The organism is Massilia sp. CT11-137 (genome assembly GCF_047302885.1).
Lineage (GTDB): Bacteria > Pseudomonadota > Gammaproteobacteria > Burkholderiales > Burkholderiaceae_D > Telluria > Telluria orientalis.
The window spans coordinates 1,352,122-1,376,584 of record NZ_JBKYMP010000002.1; the positions used below are offsets into that span (position 1 = coordinate 1,352,122).

Here is a 24,463-nt window from a genome sequence, read left to right on the forward strand (position 1 = left end):
GTCAGGCATTAGGGGTCAGAGCCCGTTTTTAATCAATTGCCCAAAATCGGGCTCTGACCCCGGTTTGTCCAAGGTGAACACGGCGTGCACGTCGCCGGCCACGACGCCGCGCGCGTTCCTGATGGGTGGTGCGCGGTACTGCTCGAGATGCCGGCGGCGCGTGTCGTCCAGCAGGCCCAGTTGATCGAGCACGGCGAACGTGGCCGGATGCAGCGCGCGGACGGCGCCATCGGCCACCTTGATCGCGATGCCGATGCCGGCCGAGCGGATGCCGATGGCCTGCACCGCGTCCGCGCCGATCTTCGCGACCCAGTCGCCGCCGCCGGCCCGCATCCACGCGAGGTCGGTGCGCGCGTCGCCCGACACCATGTCGGGATGCGCCGTCATCGCGTCGAACAGGTCGCCCAGCGCGGCGCCGAGGCGCGCGTCCGCGCTGCCTTGCGCGAGGCGCGCGTACAGGTGCGCGAGGCGTGCCAGCGGCATCGCGTAGTTCGGCGCCGAGCAGCCGTCGATGCCCGTGGGGAGCGTGTCTTCCGTCATCTGCACGCAGTCGGCCAGCGTACTGCGGATCGCGCGCTGCAGCGGGTGCGCGGGATCGACATAGCCTTCCGTCGGCGCGCCGTGCAGGCGGCACCAGGCGAGGAAGCCGCTGTGCTTGCCCGAGCAATTGTGGTGGACCGTGCGCCAGCGGCGTTCGGCCGGCACGGGCAGCCCGACGGCGTCGTAGTAGAGCGGCGCCGCGCAGCCGCAGGCGAGGTGGCTTTCGTCCAGGCCGATCTTGTCGAGGATGGACGTCACGCCCACCAGGTGCTTTTCTTCGCCCGAGTGGCTGGCGCACAGCAGGGCCAGCTCGGCACGCGTGAGACCGAAGCGCGCGGGGCCGTCGTCGAGCACGAAGGGCAGGGCCTGGAACGGCTTCAGCGCGGAACGGGTGAAGGTCATGAAGTCGGGATCGCCCGCCGACCACAGCAGGCGGCCGGCGACGTCGACGACGGCGATCGAACCGTAATGGATGTTCTCGACCGCGTAGCCGCCGGCAAGCTCGCCGTCGGGCGGATAGCCACGCGTGGTGGCGACCAAAGGCACTGGATGCATCGGTTCGCTCCTTCGTCTGGATGGGCTGTTCGAAGCCGACACTGTAACGGATTCCGGCCGCCCGGGGAGCGCAAACGCGGCCCGGAACGATGCCAAAAACTATATGCATCCACAGCATTTCGGTCCGGTTTTTCGACAGTTCATCCCTCCATTTCGACGCTTTGGCGTCTCGCCGATGACGCCTCAATCCGCCTTTCCTACACTGTCATCACTCGCCGCACATTAACGACGCGGTGATACGAAAAACGGTGGACCGTTAGAGCATCCGACGATTCTTTTGAAATTGTGCTCATGGTCCGTAATACATATCGAAAATTAATCTCGGAGCAATCATGCGTATCGTACAAGCCCTGGTCTTCACCGCCGCCGCCACCCTGTCCCTGGGCGCTTTCGCCGACCCGTCCATCGCGCCGTCCTCGGCCACCGCCAGCGCCGTCACGATGTCGTCGTCGACGCACACCGCCTACCGCCTGACCCAGGATGAAGCCGAACACATGCGCGGTTCGTTCCGCCTCACCGACGGCCGCACGATCACGGTCACCAACCGGATGAACAAGCTGTACGTGGACCTGGACGGCAAGCGCGAGGAAATGGTGCCGGTCGCTCCGAAGAAATTCGTCACGCGCGACACGGGTGCCCAGATCGCCTTCAACCAGGTGCCGTTCGCCGACGAGGTCGTCGTCAACCAGGCCGCGCGCTGATGCGCGGCGCCGAACACGGCCGGCCTGGCCGATGCGGACCGGGCCGGCGCATGTCAACCGCGGGTCAGATCGGCGCGCCGAAGCGCCCGGCCTGGTAATCGATGATCGCCTGCTGGATTTCTTCGTGCGTGTTCATCACGAACGGCCCGTGCGCCACGACGGGTTCGCGGATCGGAAAGGCGTGACCGAGCAGCAGCACGCTGTCGTGGTCGGCCAGGATGTCCAGTTCATCGCCCTCCGCATCGAACTCCGCAAGGTGCATTGCGCTGACCGTTTCCGGCACCCCCTGGATCACGCCGCGCACGACGTACAGGAACACGTTGCGGTCGAGTAGTCCATCCACGTGCAGGCGCGCACCCGCGTTCATCTCCACCGTGCACAGCGACACATCCGTCAGCGATGTGATCGGCCCCGTCACGCCGCCATACGTGCCCGACACGAGGTGCACGCGCACGCCATCGCCCTTGTCCACGACGGGAATCTCGTCGCGCTGCAGCCCGATGTAGCGGGGCGCCGTCATCTTCAGCGCGGGCGGCAGGTTGACCCACAATTGCAGGATCTCGAGCGGCCCGCCGCGTTCCATGAACTCGCGCGGCGACACTTCCGCATGCACGATGCCGCGGCCGGCCGTCATCCATTGCACGCCGCCGGGGCCGATCACGCTTTCATGGCCCGTGCTGTCGCGGTGCGCGAGCAGGCCGTCGAGGATGAACGTCACCGTCTCGAAGCCGCGGTGCGGATGCGGGCCGAACGGCAGGCCGCGGTTATGCGGCGGATAGACCTGCGGGCCGTGATGGTTGAGGAACAGGAACGGATCGACCTGGTCGAGATGCGGACCCGGCACGGGGCGCTGGGTGATGAGGTCGCCGATGTCGTCGCGCAGCGCGGGGTGCACGCGCCGGATGATCTTGTGGGTCATGTTCGTCTTCGTTCGAATGTGCAGCGACTACGATAACCGATTGCGCGCGGAGGAGTCGCCAGCAATCTTTACGCATCCCTGCTATGCTCGTTTCCCCCTTTCACTTGGAGATGGAGACAATGCATACGAAGACCAGCGCACGCAACCTGGCCGTGGCCATCAGCCTCGCCTGGGCAGCAAGCGCGACGGGCGCACCCGCCCAGGCCGTTCCCGGCGACACGGCGATCAAGGCGGCCAAACATGCCGTCACGGCGTACCGCGACGACGTCGTCGACACCTTGGCCAAACTGGTCAGCTACAACACGGTCGCGGACAAGGACATCCCGTGCGACCGCAACCCGCGCCACCAGGCGTTCAAGGACGCCCTGAAACAGGAAGCGACGCGCCTGGGCCTGGACTATGCGGACTACGGCTGCGTGGCCATCGTCGGCCTGGGCAAGGGCGCTGAGCGCGTGGGCCTCGTCGCGCATGGCGACGTGCAGCCCGTCGACGCGAGCAAGTGGAAGAAGTCGCCGTTCGAGCTGGACCGCACGAGCGAGCCGGGCCGCCTGCTGGCGCGCGGCGCCGAGGACGACAAGGGCCCGATCGCCACCGCGCTGTATGCGATGAAGTCGCTGAAGGACCTGCAGGTGCCGCTGTCCAGGCGTATCGAACTGTACGTCTACATGGCCGAGGAATCGGACTGGGGTCCGCTGGAAGCCTTCATCAAGACGCACCCGCTGCCGCAGATGAACATCACGCTCGATGCGGAGTATCCGGCCGTGACGGCGGAGAAGGGCTATGGCACGCTGGCCGTGACGATGCCGGCCACCACGGCCGCGCCGCCGGCGGGCAGCCCGTTCGTCAAGGCATTCAGGGGCGGCTTCTTCGGCAGCCAGATTCCGGAAGATGCGCAGGCCACGATCGCCAACGCGACGCCGGCACTGGAAGCGCAGATCCGCGCGCGCGCCGGCAAGCAGACGGGCATGCACTACCAGTTCGAGCGCAAGGACGGCGACCTGCTCGTCGTCGCGAAGGGCCTGTCGGCGCACTCGTCGAAACCGGAAGACGGCGTCAACGCGATCAGCATGCTGGCCGACGCGCTCGCCGTGCAGGCATGGCCGGACACGACGGCAGGCGCGCTGGTGAATTTTCTCAACGAGATGGTGGGTACCGGCTACTACGGCGAGAAGTTCGGCAGCATCGCCTACCGCGACGCATTCATGGGCCCGATGACGTTCGCGCCGACCGTGATCCGCCAGCAGGATGGCGGCGCGCCGTTTGGTGGCCTTGAAGTCGCGATCAACCTCAGAAGGCCGCAAGGCAAGACGACCGAACAGCTGACCAACGAGATCAACGCCGCGCTCGCGCAGTGGCAGGGCGCGCACGTGCAGCTGGCGAAGGTGAACATGCAGATCGGCGAACCATGGGTGCAGAAGGATGCGCCGCAACTGCCGGTGCTGATGAAGACGTTCGCGTACTTCACGGGCAGCAAGGATCCGAAGCCGGTCGCGATCGGCGGCGGCACGAATTCGCGCCTGTTCCCGCACGCGGTCAGCTTCGGCCCGGCAATGCCGGGCACGGTCTACACGGGCCATTCGGAGCATGAGTTCATCACCACGAAGCAGCTCCTGCTGAACCTGCAGATGTACACGGCCGTGCTCGCCGAGCTCGCGAAATAGATGTCGCAATGCAGCGCCGCCGGGTCCGTTTCCGGGGGCGCTTCACGATGTTGGACGCCCGGCAGTCATGTAGGCCAGCTTCTCGCCAAAATGTGTAAATTCTTCCAAAAGTTTTGTAGGTTTAGGCCTACATGAGCATGGTCTTCATAGGGGATAAATACCCGTTTCCCTAGGAGAGACAGCAGGCCGGGCCACGGCCGCCCGACCGGCCTCCCTGTGCCCCGTTGATTGTCGGAAAAGCTAGAGGTGGCCCCGAGAAAATGTGGCGAAAACGCCATGATAGGATCAGACCTGACGTAGCAATGCCTGACCTGTCGATGCCATGCACAGCCAAGAACTGATCAAACCTGACGGAAGACACCTGACGTTGTACAGCAGCCGGCCCATCCCGGACGGCATCGTCGCGACCAGTCCCTTCGCCGAATCGCAACACGCCAACCCGCACCTGCGCTGGCATCCGCTGCGCGGCGAATGGGTCGCATATGCAGCGTTCCGCCAGAACCGCACGTATCAGCCGCCCCCGCAGTACAACCCGCTGGCCCCCACGCGCGATCCCGAACACCCGACCGAGATGCCGGCGGGCGACTACGAGATCGCCGTGTTCGACAACCGCTTTCCGTCGCTCGCGCTGGACGCGCACGAGCCGCCGACGCTCACCGTGCCGACCGCGCCCGCCAACGGCAAGTGCGAAGTCGTCGTGTTCACGCAGGACCCGCAGGCGGCCCTGGGCCGGCTGCCGCTGGCGCGCATCGAACTGCTGCTGGCAGTGTGGGGCGACCGCACGCGCAGGATCGGTGGCCGGCACCACATCCAGTACGTGCTGCCGTTCGAGAACCGCGGCGTGGAAGTGGGCGTCACGTTGCACCACCCGCACGGCCAGATCTACGCGTACCCGTTCATCCCGCCCGTGCCCGCGCGCCAGCTCGCACAGGAACGCGAGTACTACCTGCAGCACGGCACGAGCCTGTTGTGCGACATGGCGCGCGACGAGGCGGCCGACGAGAAGCGCGTCGTGTACCGCGACGACGAGGCGATCGCCTTCGTGCCGGCCTGCGCGCGCTATCCGTACGAGGTGTGGGTGATGCCGACCGCGCCCTGCAAGGATTTCGCGGCCTTGAGCCCCGCGCAGCGTACGAGCCTGGCGCGCGCGCTGAAGACGGTGCTGCTCAAGTTCGACACGCTGTGGGAACGCCCGTTCCCGTACCTGATGACGTGGTACCAGGCGCCGACGGATGGCGCGGATCACCCCGAGACGCAGCTGCACTGCCAGTTCTATCCGCCGTACCGCACGCGCGACCGGCTGAAATACCTGGCCGGCACGGAGATCGGCGCCGGCATGTTCGCGATGGACGTGCTGCCCGAGACCACGGCGTACGAATTGCAGCAGGTCGAGGTGCGGCTGGAGGACGGGACATGAGCCGCGCCGCCGAGGTCGCGGACAAGCTCGCGCTGCTGCGCGCGGCATTGGCGGAGGCAGGCGCGCAGGCGATCCGGCTGCGCGGCACCGACTGGTTCGCGTGGGCGACGGCGGGCGGAGATTCGTCCGTGCTGCTGGGCGCCGATTGCGGCGTGGCCGAGGTGCTCGTCACGCGCGACGACGCCGTGATCCTGACGGACACCATCGAAGCCGAGCGCCTCCGCGTGGAACAGGTTCCGCCGGGCTTCACATTCCACATCGCGCCGTGGGCCGAGACGGAGCTGCGCGACACTTATGTGCTGGGCGTGGCGAATGGCGGCGCCGTGCTGTCCGACCATCCTCGCCACGGCAACAGTCATGCCGAACAGCCGCTGCCCGCGAGCCTGCGCCTGCGCCGCATGGTGCTGCTGCCGGCCGAACAGGAACGCTACCGCGCGCTGGGCCGCGACGCGGCCAGCGCGATGGCGGAGACACTCCGTGCCGCGCGGCCCGGATGGACCGAACTCGAACTCGCGGCGGCAGGCGCACACGCCTTGTGGCGACGCGGGATCCAGCCCGCGCTCGTGCTGGCCGCGGGCGCACGGCGGCTGCCGCTGTTCCGCCATCCCGTGCCGGCCAACGAGCCGCTGGGCGCACGCGCGATGCTCGTGTTCTGCGCGCGCCGTCACGGCCTCGTGGCGAGCCTGTCGCGTGGCGTCGCTTTCAGTCCGCTCTCCGACGACGAGCGCAATGCGCAGGCCGACCTGCTGCAGGTCGAAGCGACGGGGCTCGACGCCGTGCGTCCGGGCCAGTCGCTGGCGGCCGTCTACCACGCGCTGGAAGCCGCGTACCGCCACGTGAACCGGCCGGACGCGATCCGCGAGCACCACCAGGGCGGCATCACGGGTTACCAGGCGCGCGAGATCGTCGCGAGTCCGAGCACCGCGACCGGGATCGAGACGGGCATGGCGTTCGCGTTCAACCCGAGCTTCGCCGGTATGAAGGTGGAAGACACGTTCCTGCTCGGCGCGAAGGGGCTGGACAACCTGACGCTGGATCCGGACTGGCCAGCGACGACAATCCAGGGCCGTGCGCGCCCTGTCTGGCTGGAGGTGACATGACATGAACAATCCCGAGACCTTCTTCGGCGGCGCTCCGGAAGCGTTCGCGTCGGCCCCCGGCCGCGTCAACCTGCTGGGCGAGCACACGGACTACAACGACGGCTACATGCTGCCCGTGGCGACGCCGCAGCGTACCGAGATCGCCCTCGCGCGCAGCCACGACGACCAGCACCACCTGTACTCCGGCACCCTGGACGGCAACGTCACGTTCGCGGCAAAAGGGGGCAGTGCGCCGCAGGGCTTCGGCAGCTATATCGAAGGCTGCATCCGCCTCGTGGAAGCGACGGGCGTCACCGTGCCGCCGCTGCGCGTGTTCGTGACCACGAACCTGCCCGTCGGCTCGGGCCTGTCGTCGTCCGCGGCGCTCGAAGTGGCGATGCTGCGCGCCATGCGCAACCTGCTCGGGTTCTCCCTCGACGACGTGAAACTGGCGCAGATCGCGCAGCGCGCCGAGATCGAGTTCGCCCGCGTCAACTGCGGCATCATGGACCAGATGGCGTCGAGCCTGTGCGACGAACGCAGCATGCTGTTCATCGATGCGCGCACGCTGGAACACCATCTCGTGCCCCTGCCGGAAGGCGCGGAGCTGATCGTCGTCGACTCCGGCGTGCCGCGCACGCTCGCGGCCAGCAAGTACAACGAACGCCGCGCCGAATGCGAAGAGGCGTCGCGCAAGCTGGGCGTGAAGGCGCTGCGCGACGTGACCGACCCGGCGGCCGTGGAGTCGCTGCCCGAGCCGCTGCGCCGGCGCGCGCGCCACGTCGTGCTGGAAGACCTGCGCGTGCTGGAAGCGGCGAAGGGCGTGTCGGCCGAGCGCTTCGGCGAACTGATGAACGCGTCGCACGAGAGCCTGCGCGACGACTACGAGGTTTCGATTCCCGAGCTCGACCAGCTGGTGGCCGCGTTGCGCGCCGCCCCGGGTGTGCTCGGAGCACGCTTGACCGGCGCGGGATTCGGCGGTGCCTGCGTCGCACTATGCCGCGCCGAAGGTAAAGAAAATTCGGCACGACAGGCAGCGGAAACTGCACTCTCCACCTACAACAAAGCAGGACGTCAGGGTCGCATCCTGATCCCGGTCCCGACTCAAGGAAAGGAAAACAATGAGCCAGTTTGAGTATCCCCGCCCGCAGCTGGTCCGCGACAATTGGATCAATCTGAACGGTAAATGGCGCTTCCGTTTCGACGATGAGCTGGTCAACAAGATGCCGGCCGGCGTGACCGGCTGGACCCACGAGATCAACGTGCCGTTCGCACCCGAGACGGAGATGTCCGGCATCCAGGACACCGGCTTTCACCGCTTTTGCTGGTACGAGCGCGACTTCGAGCTGATGCCGTCCGAGGAGCGCGTGATCCTGCACTTCGGCGCCGTCGATTATTTTTCCCGCGTGTGGGTCAACGGCCAGCTCGTGGCCGAGCACGAAGGCGGCCACACGCCGTTCAGTGCCGACATCACGTCCGCGCTGAACGGCAACGGCAGGCAGACCGTGACCGTGTTCGTCGAGGACGATCCGGCCGACCTCGCCAAGCCCCGCGGCAAGCAGGACTGGCTGCTGGAACCGCACTCGATCTGGTATCCGCGCACGACCGGCATCTGGCAGACCGTGTGGATCGAGAAGGTGGCGCGCACCTTCATCCGTTCGCTGCGCTGGACGCCGATCTTCGAGACGTTCGAGATCGGCTGCGAAGTGTTTGCCGGCGGCGACATCCAGGAAGACATGTTCGTCGAGGTCAAGATCTGGCACGGCGAACAGCTGCTCGCGGACGACAATTACAAGCTGCTGCAGGGCGAGGCGAACCGCAAGATCGCGCTGTCCGACCCCGGCATCGACGATTCCCGCAACGAGCTGCTGTGGAGCCCCGAGCGGCCCACCTTGCTGGACGCGGAGGTGATCCTGCGCTGTGGCGACAAGGTCGTCGACACGGTCAGGTCGTACACGGCGCTGCGCGCGTTCCACATCAACCGCGACCGCCTGCTGCTGAACGGCCGCCCGTATCCCTTGCGCCTCGTGCTGGACCAGGGCTACTGGACCGAATCGTTCCTGACGGCGCCGTCCGACGAGCATTTGAAACGCGACGTCGAACTGGCCAAGCTGATGGGCTTCAACGGCGTGCGCAAGCACCAGAAGATCGAAGACCCGCGCTACCTGTACTGGGCCGACAGGCTGGGCCTGCTCGTGTGGGAAGAGATGCCATCGGCCTACCGGTTCTCGCCGCGCGCGATCACGCGCATCGTCAAGGAATGGACGGAGGCGATCGAGCGCGACTACAGCCACCCGTGCATCATCGTGTGGGTGCCGTTCAACGAATCCTGGGGCGTGCCGAACCTGACGCTGACCCAGGCGCACCGCAACGCGGTCGAGGCGCTGTACCACCTGACGCGCACCCTCGACGCGACCCGCCCGGTGATCGGCAACGACGGCTGGGAAGCCTCGGCCACCGACATCCTGGGCATCCATGACTACGACTGCAATCCGGACAAGCTGAAGTCGCGCTACGAGGTCTCCGACCCCGTACGCACGCTGTTCGACCAGCGCCGCCCTGGCGGACGCATCCTCACCTTGGACGGCTTCCCGCACCGCGGCCAGCCCATCGTGCTTACCGAATTCGGCGGCATCGCATTCGATCCGAACGCGACGCCCGAGGACGGCACGTGGGGCTATACCCGTGCCCATACGGCCGAGAGTTATCACGCGCTGTACCGAGATCTGCTGAAGGTGGTCAACGAGACCTTCATGTTCAGCGGCTTCTGCTATACCCAGTTCGCCGACACGTTCCAGGAAGCGAACGGCCTGCTCAACGCGGACCGTACACCCAAGCTGCCGTTCGAGTTGATCAGCGCGGCAACGCGCAACGTCGCCCTCGAACCCAAGGACGTGGAAGAGGAGGGAGACAAGCCGGGCTGACGCAGGCGCCGCCCGGCGCGCTCCGAACCCCGACGCGAGCACGGCACCCTTTGGGCGCCCGCCCCATCGCAGCGCGGCCACGGTTGATTAGCTCACCCTTGGCCACGCTGTGGACGGGTTCGCTCGTCCGTGCCGCGTGCAGAGCGTTCGCCGCAGCGGCGCGGTCGGTCGGCCCACGCCACCGATCAATTGAACGCCCCGCGCGGGCGAGAAGGAGCCATCATGTCCACGATCGTCGTTTTCAGCCACCTGCGCTGGGATTTCGTGTTCCAGCGGCCGCAGCATTTGCTGTCGCGCCTGGCACAGCATTACCCGGTCCTGTTCGTCGAGGAACCGGTGTACGATGACGGCGCCCCGTTCATGGAACGATCCAGCCCCGCTCCGAACGTGACCGTGTGCCGCGCGCACACCCCGATCCACGCCAACGGTTTCCACGACGACCAGCTGCGGCTGCTCCAGCCCATGGTCGCGCAGTTGGCACCGCCAGGAGAGGAGGTCGTCGCGTGGTTCTACACGCCGATGGCCCTGCCGCTGCTGCAATCGTTGCGGCCCGCGCTCGTCGTGTACGACTGCATGGATGAACTGGCCTCGTTCCGCAATCCTCCGAAGCAATTGCTGCAGCGTGAAAGCGCACTGCTCTCCATCGCCGACCTCGTGTTCGCCGGCGGCCCCAGCCTGTACGAGGCCAAGCGCCACCGCCACCCGAACGTCCACTGCTTTTCCAGCAGCGTCGACGTCGTGCACTTCCAGCAGGCGCTGGACCGCACGCGCACGCATCCTCAGCAGGACGCCATCCCGCACCCGCGCCTCGGCTTCTACGGCGTGCTGGACGAGCGCTTCAACCCGGACCTCGCCGGCGTCGTCGCCGACGCGCACCCCGAGTGGCAGATCGTGCTGGCCGGACCGGTCGTCAAGATCGATCCGGAGCGTCTTCCACGCCGCCCCAACATCCACTACCTGGGCCAGCAGCCGTACGCCGCCTTACCCGACCTGCTGGCGGGCTGGGACGTGTGCCTGATGCCGTTCGCCATCAACGAGGCGACCAGGTTCATCAGCCCCACCAAGGTGCTCGAATACATGGCGGCGCAACTGCCGATCGTCAGCACGCCGATCGCCGATGTCGCCAATCCCTACGGCCACGTGGTCGCCATCGCGGACACGCCTGACGAATTCGTCGCGGCCTGCGAGGCGGCACTCGCGCAGACCTCCGAACAGCGCCGCCACATGGTCGACGCGATGCAGGCCGTCGTGGCCGCCACGTCGTGGGACAACACGGCCGCGCGCATGCGCGAGCTGATCGACACGGCGCCGCCGCACACGGACCGGCGCGCCACGCCGCGCAGCCTGGATGCGGCCAACGATCCTGCCGCCGCGTCCTTGCGCGGGTCGAAAGTGAACACGCTGCGCGCGCACGAGCCGCACGTGGGCACGGTCGTCATCGGCGGCGGACCGACGGGGCTGTCGGCCGCGTACCACCTCGGTGCGGATACCTTGCTGCTGGACCGCAACGAATCCGTCGGCGGCTGGTGCCGCTCCATCGAGGACAACGGCTTCACGTTCGATCACGCGGGCCACATCATGTTCTCGAACGACCCCTACGTCCTCAAGATGTATGAGGTGCTGCTGGGCGATAACGTGCACTGGCAGAACCGCGAAGCCTGGATCTACAGCAAGGGTGTCCACACCCGCTACCCGTTCCAGGGCGCGCTGTACGGCCTGCCGCCGAAGGTCGTCACGGAGTGCGTCATGGGCGCCATCGAGGCGCGCTACGAAAGCGCGGAGAGCAGGACGGCGGCCGCGCAGGCCGTCGACGACTGCTGCGCCGACGGCACGACGGACGTGTGCAATACCGACCGTTCGGTGAAAGGCGAAGTGAAGAACTTCGAACAGTTCATCTACAAGGTCTGGGGCAAGGGCATCGCGAAGCACTTCGCCATCCCGTACAACCGCAAGATCTGGACGGTGCCGCTGTCCGAGATGGAGACGTCGTGGCTGGGCGGCCGCGTGCCGCTGCCGAACCTGGAAGAGATCATCCAGGGCGCGCTGGAACCGTCGCCGAAGCCGCTGGGGCCGAACGCCCGTTTCGGCTATCCGCTGAAGGGCGGCTTCCAGGCATTGATGAACGGCTTCCTCCCGCATATCAAGGGCAAGATCGAACTGAATGCCGACGTCGTGCAGGTGCTGCCGCGCGAACACATCGTCGCCCTGCGCGACGGGCGCCGCTTCCGCTACGACGACCTGATTTCCACGATGCCGCTGCCCGAGCTGATCAAGGCGATCGGCAACGAGGCGCCGGAAGAGGTGAGGGCGGCGGCAAAGGGCCTGCGCCACGTGTCGATCCGCTGCGTGAACATCGGCATCGACCGCGTCGCCACCGACAAGCACTGGATCTACTACCCGGAAGACACGATCTTCCACCGCATCTTCGTGCAGGGCAATGCGAGCCCAGGCTGCAATCCGCCGGGCGGCTTCGGCTTCACCTGCGAGATCTCGTATTCACCGTATAAACCGCTGCCAGTCGACGGCGAGGCGCTGATCGCGCGTGCCATAGAGGATTGCCGCAAGGTCGGCATGATCCAGGACGGCGACACGATCCTCGCCGCGAACCAGGTCGACATGCCGTACGCCTACGTGCTGTACGACCACGCGCGCGCCCGCAACGTCGAGACGTGCAAGGCATGGCTGAAGCAGTACGACATCACGCTCGTCGGCCGCTACAGCGAGTGGGAATACTACAATTCCGACCACGCCCTGCTGGCCGGCAAGCGCGGCGCCGACATCGTGCATGCCAAGCGCGCGCGGGCGCAGAAAGCCAGTTCGGAATAGGCGCGCGCCCGCCTGGTGCTGCCTAGTGTTGTATGGCGCCGCCGGACAGGCTGACCCGGTCGCCGGTGCGGAAATCCGGCGTCGCCTGCTGGGTCACGACCTGCGTGCTGCCGTCGTCCATGCGCAGGGTGACGCGGTAGACGCGGTCGGACGAGGAACCCGTCGTGCCGCCGGCGCTGCTGCCCATGGCGGCGCTGGCGCTGGTATCGCCTTCGGTGGCGGCGCTGCTCGACCGGGGCATGACTTCGATGGCGGCGACGGTGGCGTTCGGGCTCATGCTGGACGCGGCCGTGCCGCCGCCCGACGCGCCGTAGCTGCTCTGGCTGCCGCCGGTCATGCCGCTGCCGGTGCTGGCGCCCTGGTCCTGCATCATGCCGGAGGTGCCTTGCGAGCCGGACGTGTCGTAGCCGCTCGAACTGCCCGCCGCGCCGGAGCTGCCGGAGGAACCGGACGAGCCCGAGGACCCGCTGGCGCCACCCCAACTGCCCGATCCTTGCGATCCGGTGCCGCCGCCGGTGCCCGACATGCCGCCGCTGGTCGACGTGCCCGTGGCCGTGCCGCTGCTGCCTGTCTCGCCGCCGCCGCTGCTGCCGCTGCTGCCCATGCCGCCGCCGCGCCAGGAACTGCACGCGGACAGCCCGACTGCCAGCGCCAGCAAGCCCGCCAGGAAGACGCTCTGGTGTTTTTGCTTCATGATCAACTCCTTCTGATGGGATAGTGTCAGGTTAGATGAGTGACGATGCCGCGTGCCACTTTGGTAAGAGGCGTGTTCGGTATCGGCGTTCAAACTGCCTGTCGTTGAACATGAGCCACGTCAAAGTCGTGGCGCGCCGGCTCAGCGTCCGGCGTCGACGGTGGCGCGCGCTGCCAGCAGGGCCATCACGCTGCCCACCACGATGGCGGCGCTGACGTCGACGGCCCAGTCGCGCACGCTGGCGCCGCGGTAGGGAAAGAAACTCTGCACGTATTCGTCGCCCGCGCCCATCGCCGCGACCGCCAGCACGGCCTTGCAGGCGCGTGCGAGCGGCGTGCCGCGGCTGCCGCTGAACCACAGCGCAGCCAGCACGGCATAGGCGATCGAATGCAGGACGGCTCCCGGTGCGTAGGCGGCGATGTCGGCGCGGGCGCCTGGAACGTTGCCGACCGTAATGATTGTCACATACACCAGGACGGCTCCGGCAAGGCACAGCAGGCGCACGCGCGGATTCTGCAGGAAGGCGAATAAAGGCATCGTCATGGCAAGGCAGCTCGGAAAAACGCTCACCTTACCATGCTCGTTGTGCACGTGCACATGACACGTGTGCCGGCCTCAGATCGTGAGGGCTGGCGCGCCGTTCGGGTAGTGGGCGTCGAAACAGCTGGCGCAGTCGGCGCAGAACAGGTGGGCCACGCGCACCGAGGACTGGCGCAGGACCAGTTTCAAGTGGCCGCTCTGGCATTTGGGACAGATCTCCCGGACGCTGCCGAAAGTCAGTACGTTAAGGGGTTGCCCGTCATCGTCGAGGTGGTCGACGACCATGCGCGGATTGAGCTCGCTGAGAACCAGGCAGTCTTCCGGTTCCGCATGGCGGCGGCGCGATGGTTCGGGGTGCTGCTGGGGTGGCGACATCGTCTCAGGTACAGGTAAAGTCATTGGACCGGCTCCTTGGAATAGTCTTGTCCCCACGCGACTGGAAAAATCGCGAGGCGCGAATTTCATCATAGCGGAAACCTGAGATGGTTCAAGTACGACAACGAAAGATTTGTCCAGTGCGTGGCGAACACAACAACAAGGATACGGAACAAAAAAATGCCCGCCAACGGAGGACGGGCACAACCCAAGATCGGGCCAAGAGACGCAGAATCCGGTGCGGTGTGCCGCGAGCGACACACCTTCTGCGATCACGCATATCGGTTGCGTGTATGCAGATGAACTCAGTATAAAGACACAATGTGAAAGGGTGATGACACATATCAAGGGTGTGCCCCTTTGTGCCGGAACGTTTTCGGATGGGACCGGTCACGTCGCGTGACGCCGATAAAAAAAAAGCCCGCTGTTAGCGGGCTTCAAACTATTTTCTTGGAGGAGAATAGTGGAGACAGGTGCCATTATGTTGCGGTGCGATATATGTGTCCAATGATGAATTCGGATATCTGTCATTGCCCCGGGTGATAATGGTTCAGCTCGCTATTCATTCTTGACGGGCACCGTGTAGTTCAGCGCCATGCGGCCACCGTCCGCATACAACGTCTGGCCCGTCATGTACGACGCATCGTCGCTGGCGAGGAACGCGGCGATGGCGGCGATTTCTTCCGGTTCGCCGCAGCGGCCCAGCGGCGTGCGCGACAGGATCGTGTGGCGCGCCTCCGGGCTGCCCAGCACGGCCTGCTTCGCCAGTTCCGTCAGGATCGTGCCCGGGCCGATCGCATTGACGCGGATGCCGTGCTGGGCCAGGCTGATGGCCATCACGCGCGTGAGCTGGTTGACGCCGCCCTTGGACACGACGTACGGGATCTGGTTTGGAATCGTCAGCTCCGCGTTCACGCTCGACATGTTGATGATGCACCCGCGCTGTTGCGTATCGTTGCGCTTGACCATTCCGCGCGCGACGGCCTGGCTGCACAGGAACATGGACTTCAGGTTGATGCGCAGGACGCGGTCGAAATCCTCCTCGTCGAGGTCGAGGAAATCGGCGGCATGCGTGACGCCGGCATTGTTGACGAGGATGTCGACGTGGCCGAACGCGGCCAGCGTGGCGGCGACCATCGCGTCGACTTCGGATTTGACGCTCACGTCCGCCTGGAAGAAGCGGGCAGTGTCGCCCAGCGCCGCGGCCGTGGCCGCGCCTTCGGGCCGCACGTCGACGAGCATCACGCGCGCGCCCTCGCGCACGAGGCGTTCGGCGCACGCCAGGCCGATGCCCTGGCTGGCGCCGGTGACGATGGCGACTTTATCGATGAGTTTCATGGTGTCCTCGCTGCTGCGGTGAAAAGAAAAGGCCGCCATTGTAGCGGGACGGGTCAGTCGTCCAGTCTCCGGAGGCGCCGCCGCCGTCGAAGGTGCCGATCGTTCAAAGCATCACGGGCCGGTCCGGCAATTCGTTCGGCCGCGCGCCGCCGGACGGGAAATGCTGGCGCAGCAGCTGGTTCACCTGGGCGATCGCGGCCAGGGTCGCCGCGTGGAACTCGCCGCGGGCGAAGCCGCGCGTCATCGTGTCGCACACGCCTTGCCACGTGGCCGCGTCGATCTTGCGGTCGATGCCCCGGTCGGCAATGATATCGACCTTCCGGTCGGCAAGATTTACGTAGATCAACACTCCGCAGTTGTCTTCGGTATCCCAGATGCCGTAGTCGGCGAACAGGGCGATGGCGCGCTGGCGGGTCGTCACGCCGGCCCACGCGAGCGACAGCGGCATGCCTTTTTCGACGATCAGCCGCACTTCGCCGCGGTGCGTCTGTTCGCCCCCCGTGATGGCTTCCATGATCGCCGTGAGGGCTTCCGGCGGGAACGCGCGCTCGGCTTCGTTGCGCGTGCTGAGTAGATGGCGCAGGGCGCGCCGCAGGCGGTTCGGTTCGTCCATCACCAGTCTCCCGAGGCGCCGCCGCCGTCGAAGCTGCCGCCACCACCGCCCGAAAAGCCGCCGCCGCCGCCATCCGAAAAGCCGCCAGAAAAGCCGCCGCCGCCGCCGCGCCAGCGGTCGTTGTCGTGCTGGTGGGCCGTGTTGGCGAGGATGTTGCCGAGGATGAAGCCGGTCGTGCCGCTGCCCCAGCCGGCGCCGTAGCGGCCGGGCTGCGCGAGGTGCGTGCGGCGCGGGCGGAACACCGAACGCAGGACGGTGATGCCGACGAGGATCAGGAAGATGCTGACGACGATGTTGGGGCCGTCATCCTCCTGTTGTTGTTGCGCGGTCGGCTGCGCCTGCGGTGCGGGGAATTTTTCCTCGTTCAGCAGGGTGGCGATGGCACCCACGCCCGCGACGAGGCCGCCGTACCAGTCCTGCTGGCGGAAGTGCGGGGCGATCGTGTCTTCCAGAATACGCTTCGATTGCGCATCCGTGAGCACGCCCTGCACGCCGCGCCCCGCCTCGATGCGCAGGCGGCGCAGCGCCTTCGGATTGTCTTTCGCAACGACCAGCAGCACGCCGTCGTCGACACCCTTGCGTCCAAGCTTCCATTCGTCGGCCACGCGGATGCTGTACTGCTCGATGGCTTCCGGTTCCGTCGACGATATCAGCAGCACGGCGATCTGGCTGCCCGTCTTGGCCTCGTAATCGGCCAGCACGCCTTCCAGTTTCTGGCGCTGGTCCGGCGTCAGCATGCCGATCTCGTCGGTGACGCGCGCGCGCAACGCCGGCACGGGCTTGAACTGCTGGGCGTGCGCCTGGCAGGCCAGCAGCAAGGTCAGCATCCAGGCCCACAGCAACCGCGGCAGGGCGTTCATGGCATGGCCTTATTTGCCGAAGTTGACGGTCGGCGCCGTCGAAATGGCTTTCTCGTTCTCGACCGTGAACGACGGCTTGGCCTGGTAGCCGAACATCATGGCGGTCAGGTTGGTCGGGAAGCTGCGGACCGTCACGTTATAGTCCTGCACGGCTGCGATATAGCGCTGGCGGGCCACCGTGATGCGGTTCTCCGTGCCTTCCAGCTGCGACTGCAGGTCGCGGAAGCTGGCGTCGGCCTTGAGCTGCGGATAGTTCTCCGACACGGCCATCAGGCGCGACAGCGCGCTCGACAGCTCACCCTGCACCTGCTGGAATTTCTGGAAGGCTTCCGGGTTGTTCAAGACTTCCGGCGTGATCTGGAAGCTGGTCGCGGCCGCGCGCGCCCGCGTGACGGCTTCCAGCGTCTCCTTTTCATGCGTCGCATAGCCCTTGACCGTGTTCACCAGGTTGGGAATCAGGTCGGCGCGGCGCTGGTACTGGTTGACGACCTCGGCCCACGCGGCCTTGGTGGCCTCGTCCTTGGCCTGGAACTGGTTGTAGCCGCAGCCCGACAGCAGCGTGGCGGCCAGTACGGCGGCCAGCAGCATGCCGGCCCAGCGCGTGAACAGGGAAGGTTTCATCTGAGGACCCGTAATTAGTTGTCGAATGGCCAAAATATAACCGAAATGCTACAGCGATGGCGAGACAAACGGGCGGAAGGCTACAATAGAGGGTTTGCAATCAGATCAGAGAGGCCGCCCATGAACTTCATCGACAAACTGAACGCCGCCTGGAAGCGCAACGATTCCCTGCTGTGCGTGGGACTCGACCCGGACACGGCCCGCTTCCCCGCGCACCTGCAGGGCCGCCCCGACGGCATCGTGGCGTTCTGCAAGGCCATCATCGACGCCACCGCCGACCTGGCCTGCGCCTTCAAGCCTCAGATCGCCTATTTCGCCGCCCTCGGCGCGGAAGACCAGCTGGAAGCCATCTGCCGCTACCTCCGTGAGAACTATTCCCACATCCCGCTGATCCTGGACGCCAAGCGCGGCGACATCGGCGCGACCGCGCACCAGTATGCGCGCGAAGCCTTTGACCGCTATGGCGCCGACGCCGTCACCGTGAACCCGTACATGGGCTTCGACTCGGTCGAACCGTACATGGAGTGGAAAGACCGCGGCGTGATCGTCCTGTGCCGCACGTCGAACGCGGGCGGCTCCGACCTGCAATTCCTCGACGTGGGCGGCCAGCCGCTGTACCAGCATGTGGCGCGCCTCGTCGCGGAGAAGTGGAACAGGAACGGCCAGTGCGCCCTCGTCGTGGGCGCCACGTTCCCCGAAGAACTGGCGCAAGTGCGCGCCATCGTCGGCGACATGCCGTTGCTCGTGCCCGGCATCGGCGCGCAAGGCGGCGACATCGAGGCGACCGTCAAATCGGGCCGCACGGCCGCCGGCACGGGCATGATGATCAATTCCTCGCGCGCCATCATCTACGCGCAGCCGCAGGGCGATGAAGACTTCGCCGCGGCCGCGCGCCGCGTGGCGCTCGCGACGCGCGACGCTATCAACGCGCACCGCGGCTAAGAGTCCGTCCCAGTAGGCGGGGGGCGGGGGGACCCCGCCCCTGTGCCCACCATGCGTGAGCGCGACGCATACGCTTGGTGGGCGGAGGGCCGCCCACCCTACCGTATCTGGCCGTCCCCGCGCTGGCGGGCGACAGCCAGGTAGCGCATCCCGACCGCCAGCGCCGCGAAGCCCGATGCGGCGGCGACGCCCAGCGCCCAGCGCGGCCCCACATGGTCGGCCACCCAGCCGACGATGGGCGCGCCGATCGGCGTCGTGCCCAAGGCAATGCCGAGCCGCAACGCCATCACGCGGCCGCGCATCGCGGGTTCCGTGGACAGTTGCAGCAGGCTGTTCGATGTATTCGTGAAGGTGAGGGCGGCCACGCCCGTGAGCGCCAGCGCGGCCGCGAACCACAGGTAGCCGGGCGACACGGCCGCCAGCGCGCAGCCGGCGCCGAACACGCCGGCACCGACGACGAGTGCGCTGAACCGGGTATGCTCGCGGCGCGCGGCGAGGAGCGCGCCGACGACGCTGCCGACCGCCATCGTCGACGACAGCAGGCTGTAGCCCCGCGCATCCGTATGGAACACAGAGACGGCCATCGTGCCGATGAAGATCGGGAAGTTCAGGCCGAACGTGGCGATCAGGAACAGCATGCCCAGCAGCGCCATCAGGTCCGGCCGCTTCCATACGTAGCGCACGCCGTCCAGCATGCCCCGCCCGCCTGCGCTCCCGGGCGCGCGCGGGTGCAGCTCGTCCTTGCGCAGCCAGGCCAGCGAGCACAGGACCCCGACGTACGACAGCCCGTTGACGACGAATGCCCAGCCGGTGCCGACGCCGGCGATCAGGAGGCCGGCGGCCGCGGGACCGATCATCCGCGCGGCGTTGAACGACGTCGAGTTCAGCGCGACCGCGTTGGGCAAATCGGCATCCCCGACGAGGTGCGCGACGAACGTCTGGCGCACGGGCGCGTCGAAGGCCGAGGCGCAGCCGAACAGGAAGGCGAACACGTACACGTGCCACAGCGCGACGACGCCGGCCAGCGTCATCGCGCCGAGCACGAGGGCGAGCGTGCCCATCGCGGTCTGGGTGACCATCATCAGCTTGCGCTGGTCGACGTGGTCGGCGGCCCAGCCCGTCCACGGCAGCAGGAGTAATTGCGGGCCGAACTGCAGGGCCATCACGGTGCCGACGGCCGACGCGTTGTGGTGCGTCAGTTCCGTCAGCACGAGCCAGTCCTGCGCGGTACGCTGCATCCACGTGCCGACGTTGGAGACCAGGGCGCCGATGGCCCAGAGGCGGTAATTGAAGTTGCTGAGCGAGCGAAAGGCGCGGGACATCGAGGTGTGAATGGTGGGCATTCGAGGCCAGGCGCCTCAAATGAAACGTGCCCACCGTCATGCCGGTCAGTACCGGCTGGGGGCGATCATCTCCGCGTAATCATACAGGGCTCCGAGGATTTCTTCAGCGCGCTCGTCCGCCGTCTCGGACAGCGCGTCGATCTCGGCAAACAATTGATCGACTGTGCGCGCAGCACCCGCGCCGTCGAACAGGCGCGCGGCGCGGTGGTCTTCCCAGGCCTGCTGCTCGTCCTCGCCCAGCGTGTGCGGGAAGTTGCGGGCGCGGTAGCGGAACAGCAGGTGCGACAGGCGCTCGTCCTCGAACGACGGGCGCAAGGTCGCCAGCTTCGGCGCGGCTTCCGCGCGCAATGATTCCAGCCGGCGCCGGTCGCCGTTCGAGACGAATCCGCCGTACAGGTCTTCGTCGACGTCGACGCTGGCGGTGACCGCCTCGCGCTGAAACACCTTCTGCCAGATCGCCGTCATGTCCGGCCCGGCCGCGGCGCTGCGGGCGTGGGCGAGGCATTGTTCGACGTCCAGTTCCCACCGGGCCGCCATCTGTGTGCTGAGCGTTTTCAGGTTACCGACCAGCATCGGCGACTTGTTCAGGTGCACGCTCTTGATCGGGAGGCGCGTCATCCCTTCCGGCATGTCGGCGGCACGGGTGAACAGGCGCTGGCGGATCGTTTCGACGTTCAGGTTGAACAGTTCGGACGGGTCGTGGCGGCAGTCCCACACGAGGACTTCGTTCTTGTTCGTGGGATGCGTCGCGAGCGGCCAGACGACGCCCAGGCAGCCGCGCTCGGCCGGGAACATGCCGGATACGTGCAGGAACGGCTGGCGCAGTGCGCGGTCGAGGTGCAGGCCCATCTGTTCCGCGACCTTGTCCTTGCGGCGCAGTTCCAGGCAGAAGTCGAACAGCTTCGGCTGCTTGCTGCGCAGCAGGCGCGCGAGCGCGATGGTGGCGCGCACGTCGGACAGCGCGTCGTGCGCGGCGTCGTGCACGAGGCCGTTGTCGCGCGTGAGGTGTTCGAGCTTGAAGCTGGGGCGGCCATCGTCGTGGCGCGGCCACGTGATGCCGTCCGGACGGAGCGCATAGGCCATGCGGACGACGTCGAGCATGTCCCAGCGGCCGCAGCCGTTCTGCCATTCGCGCGCATACGGGTCCATCAGGTTGCGCCACAGCAGGAAGCGCGTGACCTCGTCGTCGAAGCGGATCGTGTTGTAGCCGACGCCGATCGTGCCCGGCTCGGAAAACGCGGCGCAGATGCGGGCCGCGAATTCATGCTCGGGCACGCCGTGTTCCAGGCAGTGCTGCGGCGTGATGCCGGTGATCAGGCAGGCTTGCGGGTCGGGCAGGTAGTCGGGCGCCGGCTGGCAATACAACATGATCGGTTCACCGATCTCGTTGAGGTCGGCGTCGGTGCGGATCGCGGCGAACTGTGCGGGACGATCGCGCCGCGGTTCCGCGCCGAAGGTCTCGTAGTCGTGCCAGAGGAAGGTGTGGTTGCTCATCGTGGCGCCATTCTAACGTGCATGATTCGCACGGCCTAGCACCGGCTCAATCCGGCTTTGGGAACCTTAGTGAACTTCAGGTGCCGATCCGGTCGCGTCCCGCTTCCTTGGCGCGGTACAGCGCGGCGTCGGCGGCCTCGATCAGGCCCCGTTCGTCCTGGCCGGGTAGCAGCGTGGCGACGCCGAACGATCCGGTGACGTGCGGCAGCGGCAGGCGCATGTCGTCGAACACGACGGCCTCGCGCATGCGCGCGCACAGGCGCTCGGCGACCGTCAGCGCCTGCGCCTGCGGGGTGGCGGGCAGGATCGCCATCATTTCTTCGCCGCCGTAGCGCACGGCGAAATCGGTCGGGCGCAGGCCCGCGCGGATCACGCCCGCGGCCGCGCACAGGGCGGCGTCGCCCGCGATGTGGCCATGTGTGTCGTTGAAGCGCTTGAAGTGATCGAGGTCGATCATCACGAGCGACAGCGGCCCGCCGTCCTGGCGCGTGCGCGTGACGAGCTTGGGCAGCGCGTCGTTCAGCCAGGCGCGGTTGTACAGGCCCGTGAGGCCGTCGTTGAACGACAGCTGGCGGTAGAACTCGCCCAGCTTCTGGCGCCGGCGCAGGCGGGCGTTGGTCGCGCGGATGCGGAACGACAGCAGCCGCAGCAGGTTGCGCGCCACGCCGTTGTGCCCATCGATCAATTGCCACACGCGGTCGGGTTCGATGACGAGCAGCTCGCTGTCTTCCAGCGCGACGATGGCGTCGAGGTTGGCGGCATCGTCCAGCACGGACTGCTCGCCCACGCTTTCGCCCGGCAGGATGCGCTCGACATTGCCTTCGCCCAGCGCGCCCTCCACGGCGAGGCTGCCCGCGAGCAGGATGTAGAGGCGGGCGCGCAGGCCGTCCTCGAGCGCTTCGCCCCGCGGCAGCCGCACGAGCCGGGAATCGGCGAGCGCTTGCGTGACGGCGGGATCGTCGATGTCGCGAAAGAGCTGCAAGTCGCGAATGCGGTAGGGGGATGCACCGAAAGTGCCGGTCACGATCATCGGATTGACTGCCAGGCGACAACTTATATTGACAACCTCGCATGATACCTTAACGAAACACCAGCGCCGAAGCTTGGCGCCGATAAACAACAGTGTTTCAATGGCGGCATGACTACCACCCCCGATTTCCTGGTCGACGCCCTCGGCCACCAGCACGCACCCGCGCCCGCAGCGCGCATCGTCTGCCTCGTGCCGTCGATCACCGAGCTGCTGTGCGACCTGGGCCTCGCCGGCAAGCTCGTCGGCCGCACCGGTTTCTGCATCCACCCACGCGACGTGGTCGCGGCCATCCCCAAGGTGGGCGGCACCAAGGACGTCAACATCGAGAAGATCCGCAAGCTCGCGCCCACGCACGTCGTCGTCAACATCGACGAGAACGCCAAGCCGACCGTCGAGGAACTCGCCGGGTTCGTGCCGCACGTCGTCGTCACGCATCCGAACACGCCGCGCGACAATGTGCCCCTGGCGCGGCTGATGGGCGGGATCTTCGGCGCGGAAGAGGCCGCCGCGCGCTGGTGCCTTGCCTTCGAGGCCGAGTACGCGGCGCTGCACGCGTCGCCGAAGGGACCGGCGCGCACGGTGCTCTACTGCATCTGGCAGGATCCGTGGATGACGGTGTCGAAGGACACGTATATCGCGAACATGCTGGCCGAACTGGGCTGGCGCGTGCCGGACCTGGGCACGGACCGGTATCCGCGCTTCGCCTGGTCGCAGGCGCTCGTCGACGGGCTCGATGCCGTGCTCCTGTCGACCGAGCCTTACCGCTTCACGGAAGAGCACACGGACGCGCTGGAAAAGCAGCTGGGGATTCCCGTGGTTCTCGTCGACGGCGAGATGATGTCGTGGTACGGCAGCCGTGCGCTGGCCGGGCTGCGTTACCTGCAGACGCTCAAGTAAAGGCCGGGGCCGCGCCGCGGCGGGCCCACACGTTGCGCAGCCACCTGGCCACCGGCTTTTCGACGCAGCGGTGCACGACCAGTGCCGCCACGCAGGCCACGGCCACGGCACCGGTCAGCAGCAGGGCGCCCGATCCGGCGTAGTGCAGCTTGCGCGCGGCCTCGACGGCGATGCTGATCGCGATGCCGTGCGTGAGGTAGAGCGGATAGGACAGCGCGCCCAGCAGGCCGCCGATGCGGCCCACGCGCAGGTTGCCGGCGGCCTCGGCCGCGACGAGGCCAATGATGATGCAGGCGGAACTCACGCCGTACAGCACGACCGGCAACAGGCCGTGCTCGGCCATGCTCTTGTAGAGACCGGTGTCCTCCACGAGGCCCGTGGCCAGGAAGGCGAGGCCCCCCGCCAGCGCGAGCAGCCGCGGGAAGCGGATCGTGCGGTGGCGCAGCACCCACGCGACGCCCATGCCGAGGAGGAACAGCAGGTTGTACGGGGAGGCGAGCGTCCGGACGGTGTCGCCGAACAGCCCGGCCGGCAGCTGGAGATCGACCACGCGCGCCGTGCAGAACAGGATCGCCCAGGCAAGCAGCACCCAGCGGCTCACGCGCACGCGCCAGATGGCCAGGCCGAACAGGGCGTAGAACAGGACTTCGTGGACGAGGGTCCAGGACTGGATCAGCATCGGCAACTGGCTCTGCGGCAATAGCAGCACGGATTTCACCCAGTAATCCCACGCGAGGTTCCCCGCGAACCAATATTTCGCGGTGATCAGGACCATCACGACCAGGTACAGCGGATAGATGCGCGTCGCGCGCTTCCACGCGAACGAACCCAGCCTGCCGGAACGGTCGAGGTCGGCATGGTGGATGTAATAGATGATGTAGCCGGACAGGACGAAGAAGAACGGCACGCCCGCGTGGCCGAAGGCGAAGAAGCCGCCGAACGGCGCGCCGCGGTCGGGCTGGGCCAGTTCGACGACGTGCGATCCGTGGAAGAAGGCGACGAGCAGGGCGGCAATGCCGCGGGCCGCTTCGATGGTCAGGAGCTTGTCGGTCCGGGCGACGGGTGTGGGTTGTGCAGTCGTGGTCATGATGCTT

22 protein-coding genes are annotated in these 24,463 nt (G+C 66.9%); 9 read left to right on the plus strand and 13 right to left on the minus strand.

The window, feature by feature from the left end; translation table 11 throughout:
- Positions 1-15 precede the first annotated feature (15 nt).
- Positions 16-1,095, minus strand: a complete 1,080-nt coding sequence (locus ACEN98_RS22740) for an asparaginase (protein WP_413387215.1) — start codon at positions 1,093-1,095, stop codon at positions 16-18.
- Between the two features lie 332 nt (positions 1,096-1,427).
- On the opposite strand from ACEN98_RS22740, the gene ACEN98_RS22745 reads away from it, so the two are divergent.
- Entirely contained in the window at positions 1,428-1,796 is a 369-nt protein-coding gene (locus ACEN98_RS22745) for a hypothetical protein (RefSeq protein ID WP_413387216.1), read from the plus strand.
- Positions 1,797-1,860: 64 nt separating this feature from the next.
- Here the strand turns inward: ACEN98_RS22745 and ACEN98_RS22750 are convergent, their stop codons facing one another.
- Positions 1,861-2,715, minus strand: a complete 855-nt coding sequence (locus tag ACEN98_RS22750) for a pirin family protein (protein ID WP_413387217.1) — start codon at positions 2,713-2,715, stop codon at positions 1,861-1,863.
- 119 nt (positions 2,716-2,834) lie between these two features.
- On the opposite strand from ACEN98_RS22750, the gene ACEN98_RS22755 reads away from it, so the two are divergent.
- The 6 genes from ACEN98_RS22755 to ACEN98_RS22780 all read left to right on the plus strand — a co-directional run bounded on the left by ACEN98_RS22755 (position 2,835) and on the right by ACEN98_RS22780 (position 12,622).
- Positions 2,835-4,376, plus strand: a complete 1,542-nt coding sequence (locus ACEN98_RS22755) for a dipeptidase (protein ID WP_413387218.1) — start codon at positions 2,835-2,837, stop codon at positions 4,374-4,376.
- Between the two features lie 322 nt (positions 4,377-4,698).
- Entirely contained in the window at positions 4,699-5,793 is a 1,095-nt protein-coding gene (galT, locus tag ACEN98_RS22760) for a galactose-1-phosphate uridylyltransferase (RefSeq protein ID WP_413387219.1), read from the plus strand.
- Positions 5,790-6,893 (plus strand): M24 family metallopeptidase, encoded by a 1,104-nt coding sequence (locus ACEN98_RS22765; RefSeq protein ID WP_413387220.1) that lies wholly within the window; start codon positions 5,790-5,792, stop codon positions 6,891-6,893. Before galT ends, ACEN98_RS22765 begins: the two co-directional genes overlap by 4 nt.
- 1 nt (position 6,894) lies before the next feature.
- Positions 6,895-8,007, plus strand: a complete 1,113-nt coding sequence (gene galK, locus ACEN98_RS22770) for a galactokinase (protein WP_413387221.1) — start codon at positions 6,895-6,897, stop codon at positions 8,005-8,007.
- On the plus strand, positions 7,994-9,796 hold the full coding sequence (locus tag ACEN98_RS22775) for a glycoside hydrolase family 2 protein (protein ID WP_413387223.1): 1,803 nt from the start codon (positions 7,994-7,996) through the stop codon (positions 9,794-9,796). The genes galK and ACEN98_RS22775 overlap by 14 nt, the downstream gene beginning before the upstream one ends.
- Positions 9,797-10,018: 222 nt before the next feature.
- Positions 10,019-12,622, plus strand: coding sequence for an NAD(P)-binding protein (locus tag ACEN98_RS22780; protein ID WP_413387224.1), 2,604 nt, complete (start codon positions 10,019-10,021; stop codon positions 12,620-12,622).
- Between the two features lie 22 nt (positions 12,623-12,644).
- Here ACEN98_RS22780 and ACEN98_RS22785 read toward each other — a convergent pair whose 3' ends face one another.
- From ACEN98_RS22785 to ACEN98_RS22815, 7 genes are all read right to left on the minus strand, one after another.
- Entirely contained in the window at positions 12,645-13,316 is a 672-nt protein-coding gene (locus ACEN98_RS22785) for a hypothetical protein (protein WP_413387225.1), read from the minus strand.
- Between the two features lie 141 nt (positions 13,317-13,457).
- Positions 13,458-13,859: a VanZ family protein gene (locus ACEN98_RS22790; protein ID WP_413344336.1), complete on the minus strand. Its 402-nt coding sequence runs from the start codon at positions 13,857-13,859 to the stop codon at positions 13,458-13,460.
- A 72-nt stretch (positions 13,860-13,931) separates the two neighbouring features.
- Positions 13,932-14,255: a hypothetical protein gene (locus tag ACEN98_RS22795; protein WP_413387226.1), complete on the minus strand. Its 324-nt coding sequence runs from the start codon at positions 14,253-14,255 to the stop codon at positions 13,932-13,934.
- A 534-nt stretch (positions 14,256-14,789) separates the two neighbouring features.
- A complete protein-coding gene (locus ACEN98_RS22800) occupies positions 14,790-15,569 on the minus strand; it encodes an SDR family NAD(P)-dependent oxidoreductase (protein WP_413387228.1) in 780 nt (259 codons plus the stop codon).
- A gap of 103 nt (positions 15,570-15,672) precedes the next feature.
- A complete protein-coding gene (locus ACEN98_RS22805; protein ID WP_413387229.1) occupies positions 15,673-16,182 on the minus strand; it encodes a TPM domain-containing protein in 510 nt (169 codons plus the stop codon).
- Positions 16,182-17,042, minus strand: coding sequence for a TPM domain-containing protein (locus ACEN98_RS22810; RefSeq protein ID WP_413387230.1), 861 nt, complete (start codon positions 17,040-17,042; stop codon positions 16,182-16,184). The genes ACEN98_RS22805 and ACEN98_RS22810 overlap by 1 nt, the downstream gene beginning before the upstream one ends.
- A 9-nt stretch (positions 17,043-17,051) precedes the next feature.
- Positions 17,052-17,630 (minus strand): LemA family protein, encoded by a 579-nt coding sequence (locus ACEN98_RS22815; RefSeq protein WP_413343666.1) that lies wholly within the window; start codon positions 17,628-17,630, stop codon positions 17,052-17,054.
- A gap of 153 nt (positions 17,631-17,783) precedes the next feature.
- Here ACEN98_RS22815 and pyrF point away from each other — a divergent pair, with 153 nt between their 5' ends.
- Positions 17,784-18,605, plus strand: coding sequence for an orotidine-5'-phosphate decarboxylase (gene pyrF / locus ACEN98_RS22820; protein ID WP_413387231.1), 822 nt, complete (start codon positions 17,784-17,786; stop codon positions 18,603-18,605).
- 98 nt (positions 18,606-18,703) lie between these two features.
- Here the strand turns inward: pyrF and ACEN98_RS22825 are convergent, their stop codons facing one another.
- From ACEN98_RS22825 to ACEN98_RS22835, 3 genes are all read right to left on the minus strand, one after another.
- Complete coding sequence (locus ACEN98_RS22825) at positions 18,704-19,948, minus strand: MFS transporter (protein ID WP_413387232.1); 1,245 nt, start codon at positions 19,946-19,948, stop codon at positions 18,704-18,706.
- A gap of 45 nt (positions 19,949-19,993) precedes the next feature.
- Positions 19,994-21,442, minus strand: coding sequence for an exodeoxyribonuclease I (sbcB, locus tag ACEN98_RS22830; protein ID WP_413387233.1), 1,449 nt, complete (start codon positions 21,440-21,442; stop codon positions 19,994-19,996).
- 76 nt (positions 21,443-21,518) lie between these two features.
- Positions 21,519-22,472 carry a GGDEF domain-containing protein gene (locus ACEN98_RS22835; RefSeq protein ID WP_413387234.1) on the minus strand — a complete coding sequence of 318 codons (954 nt, stop codon included), beginning with the start codon at positions 22,470-22,472 and terminating at the stop codon, positions 21,519-21,521.
- 108 nt (positions 22,473-22,580) lie between these two features.
- Between ACEN98_RS22835 and ACEN98_RS22840 the strand changes: the two genes are divergently transcribed.
- Positions 22,581-23,369 carry a helical backbone metal receptor gene (locus ACEN98_RS22840; protein WP_413387235.1) on the plus strand — a complete coding sequence of 263 codons (789 nt, stop codon included), beginning with the start codon at positions 22,581-22,583 and terminating at the stop codon, positions 23,367-23,369.
- Here ACEN98_RS22840 and ACEN98_RS22845 read toward each other — a convergent pair.
- Positions 23,362-24,456, minus strand: a complete 1,095-nt coding sequence (locus ACEN98_RS22845) for an acyltransferase family protein (RefSeq protein WP_413387236.1) — start codon at positions 24,454-24,456, stop codon at positions 23,362-23,364. The genes ACEN98_RS22840 and ACEN98_RS22845 overlap by 8 nt on opposite strands.
- Positions 24,457-24,463 lie beyond the last annotated feature (7 nt).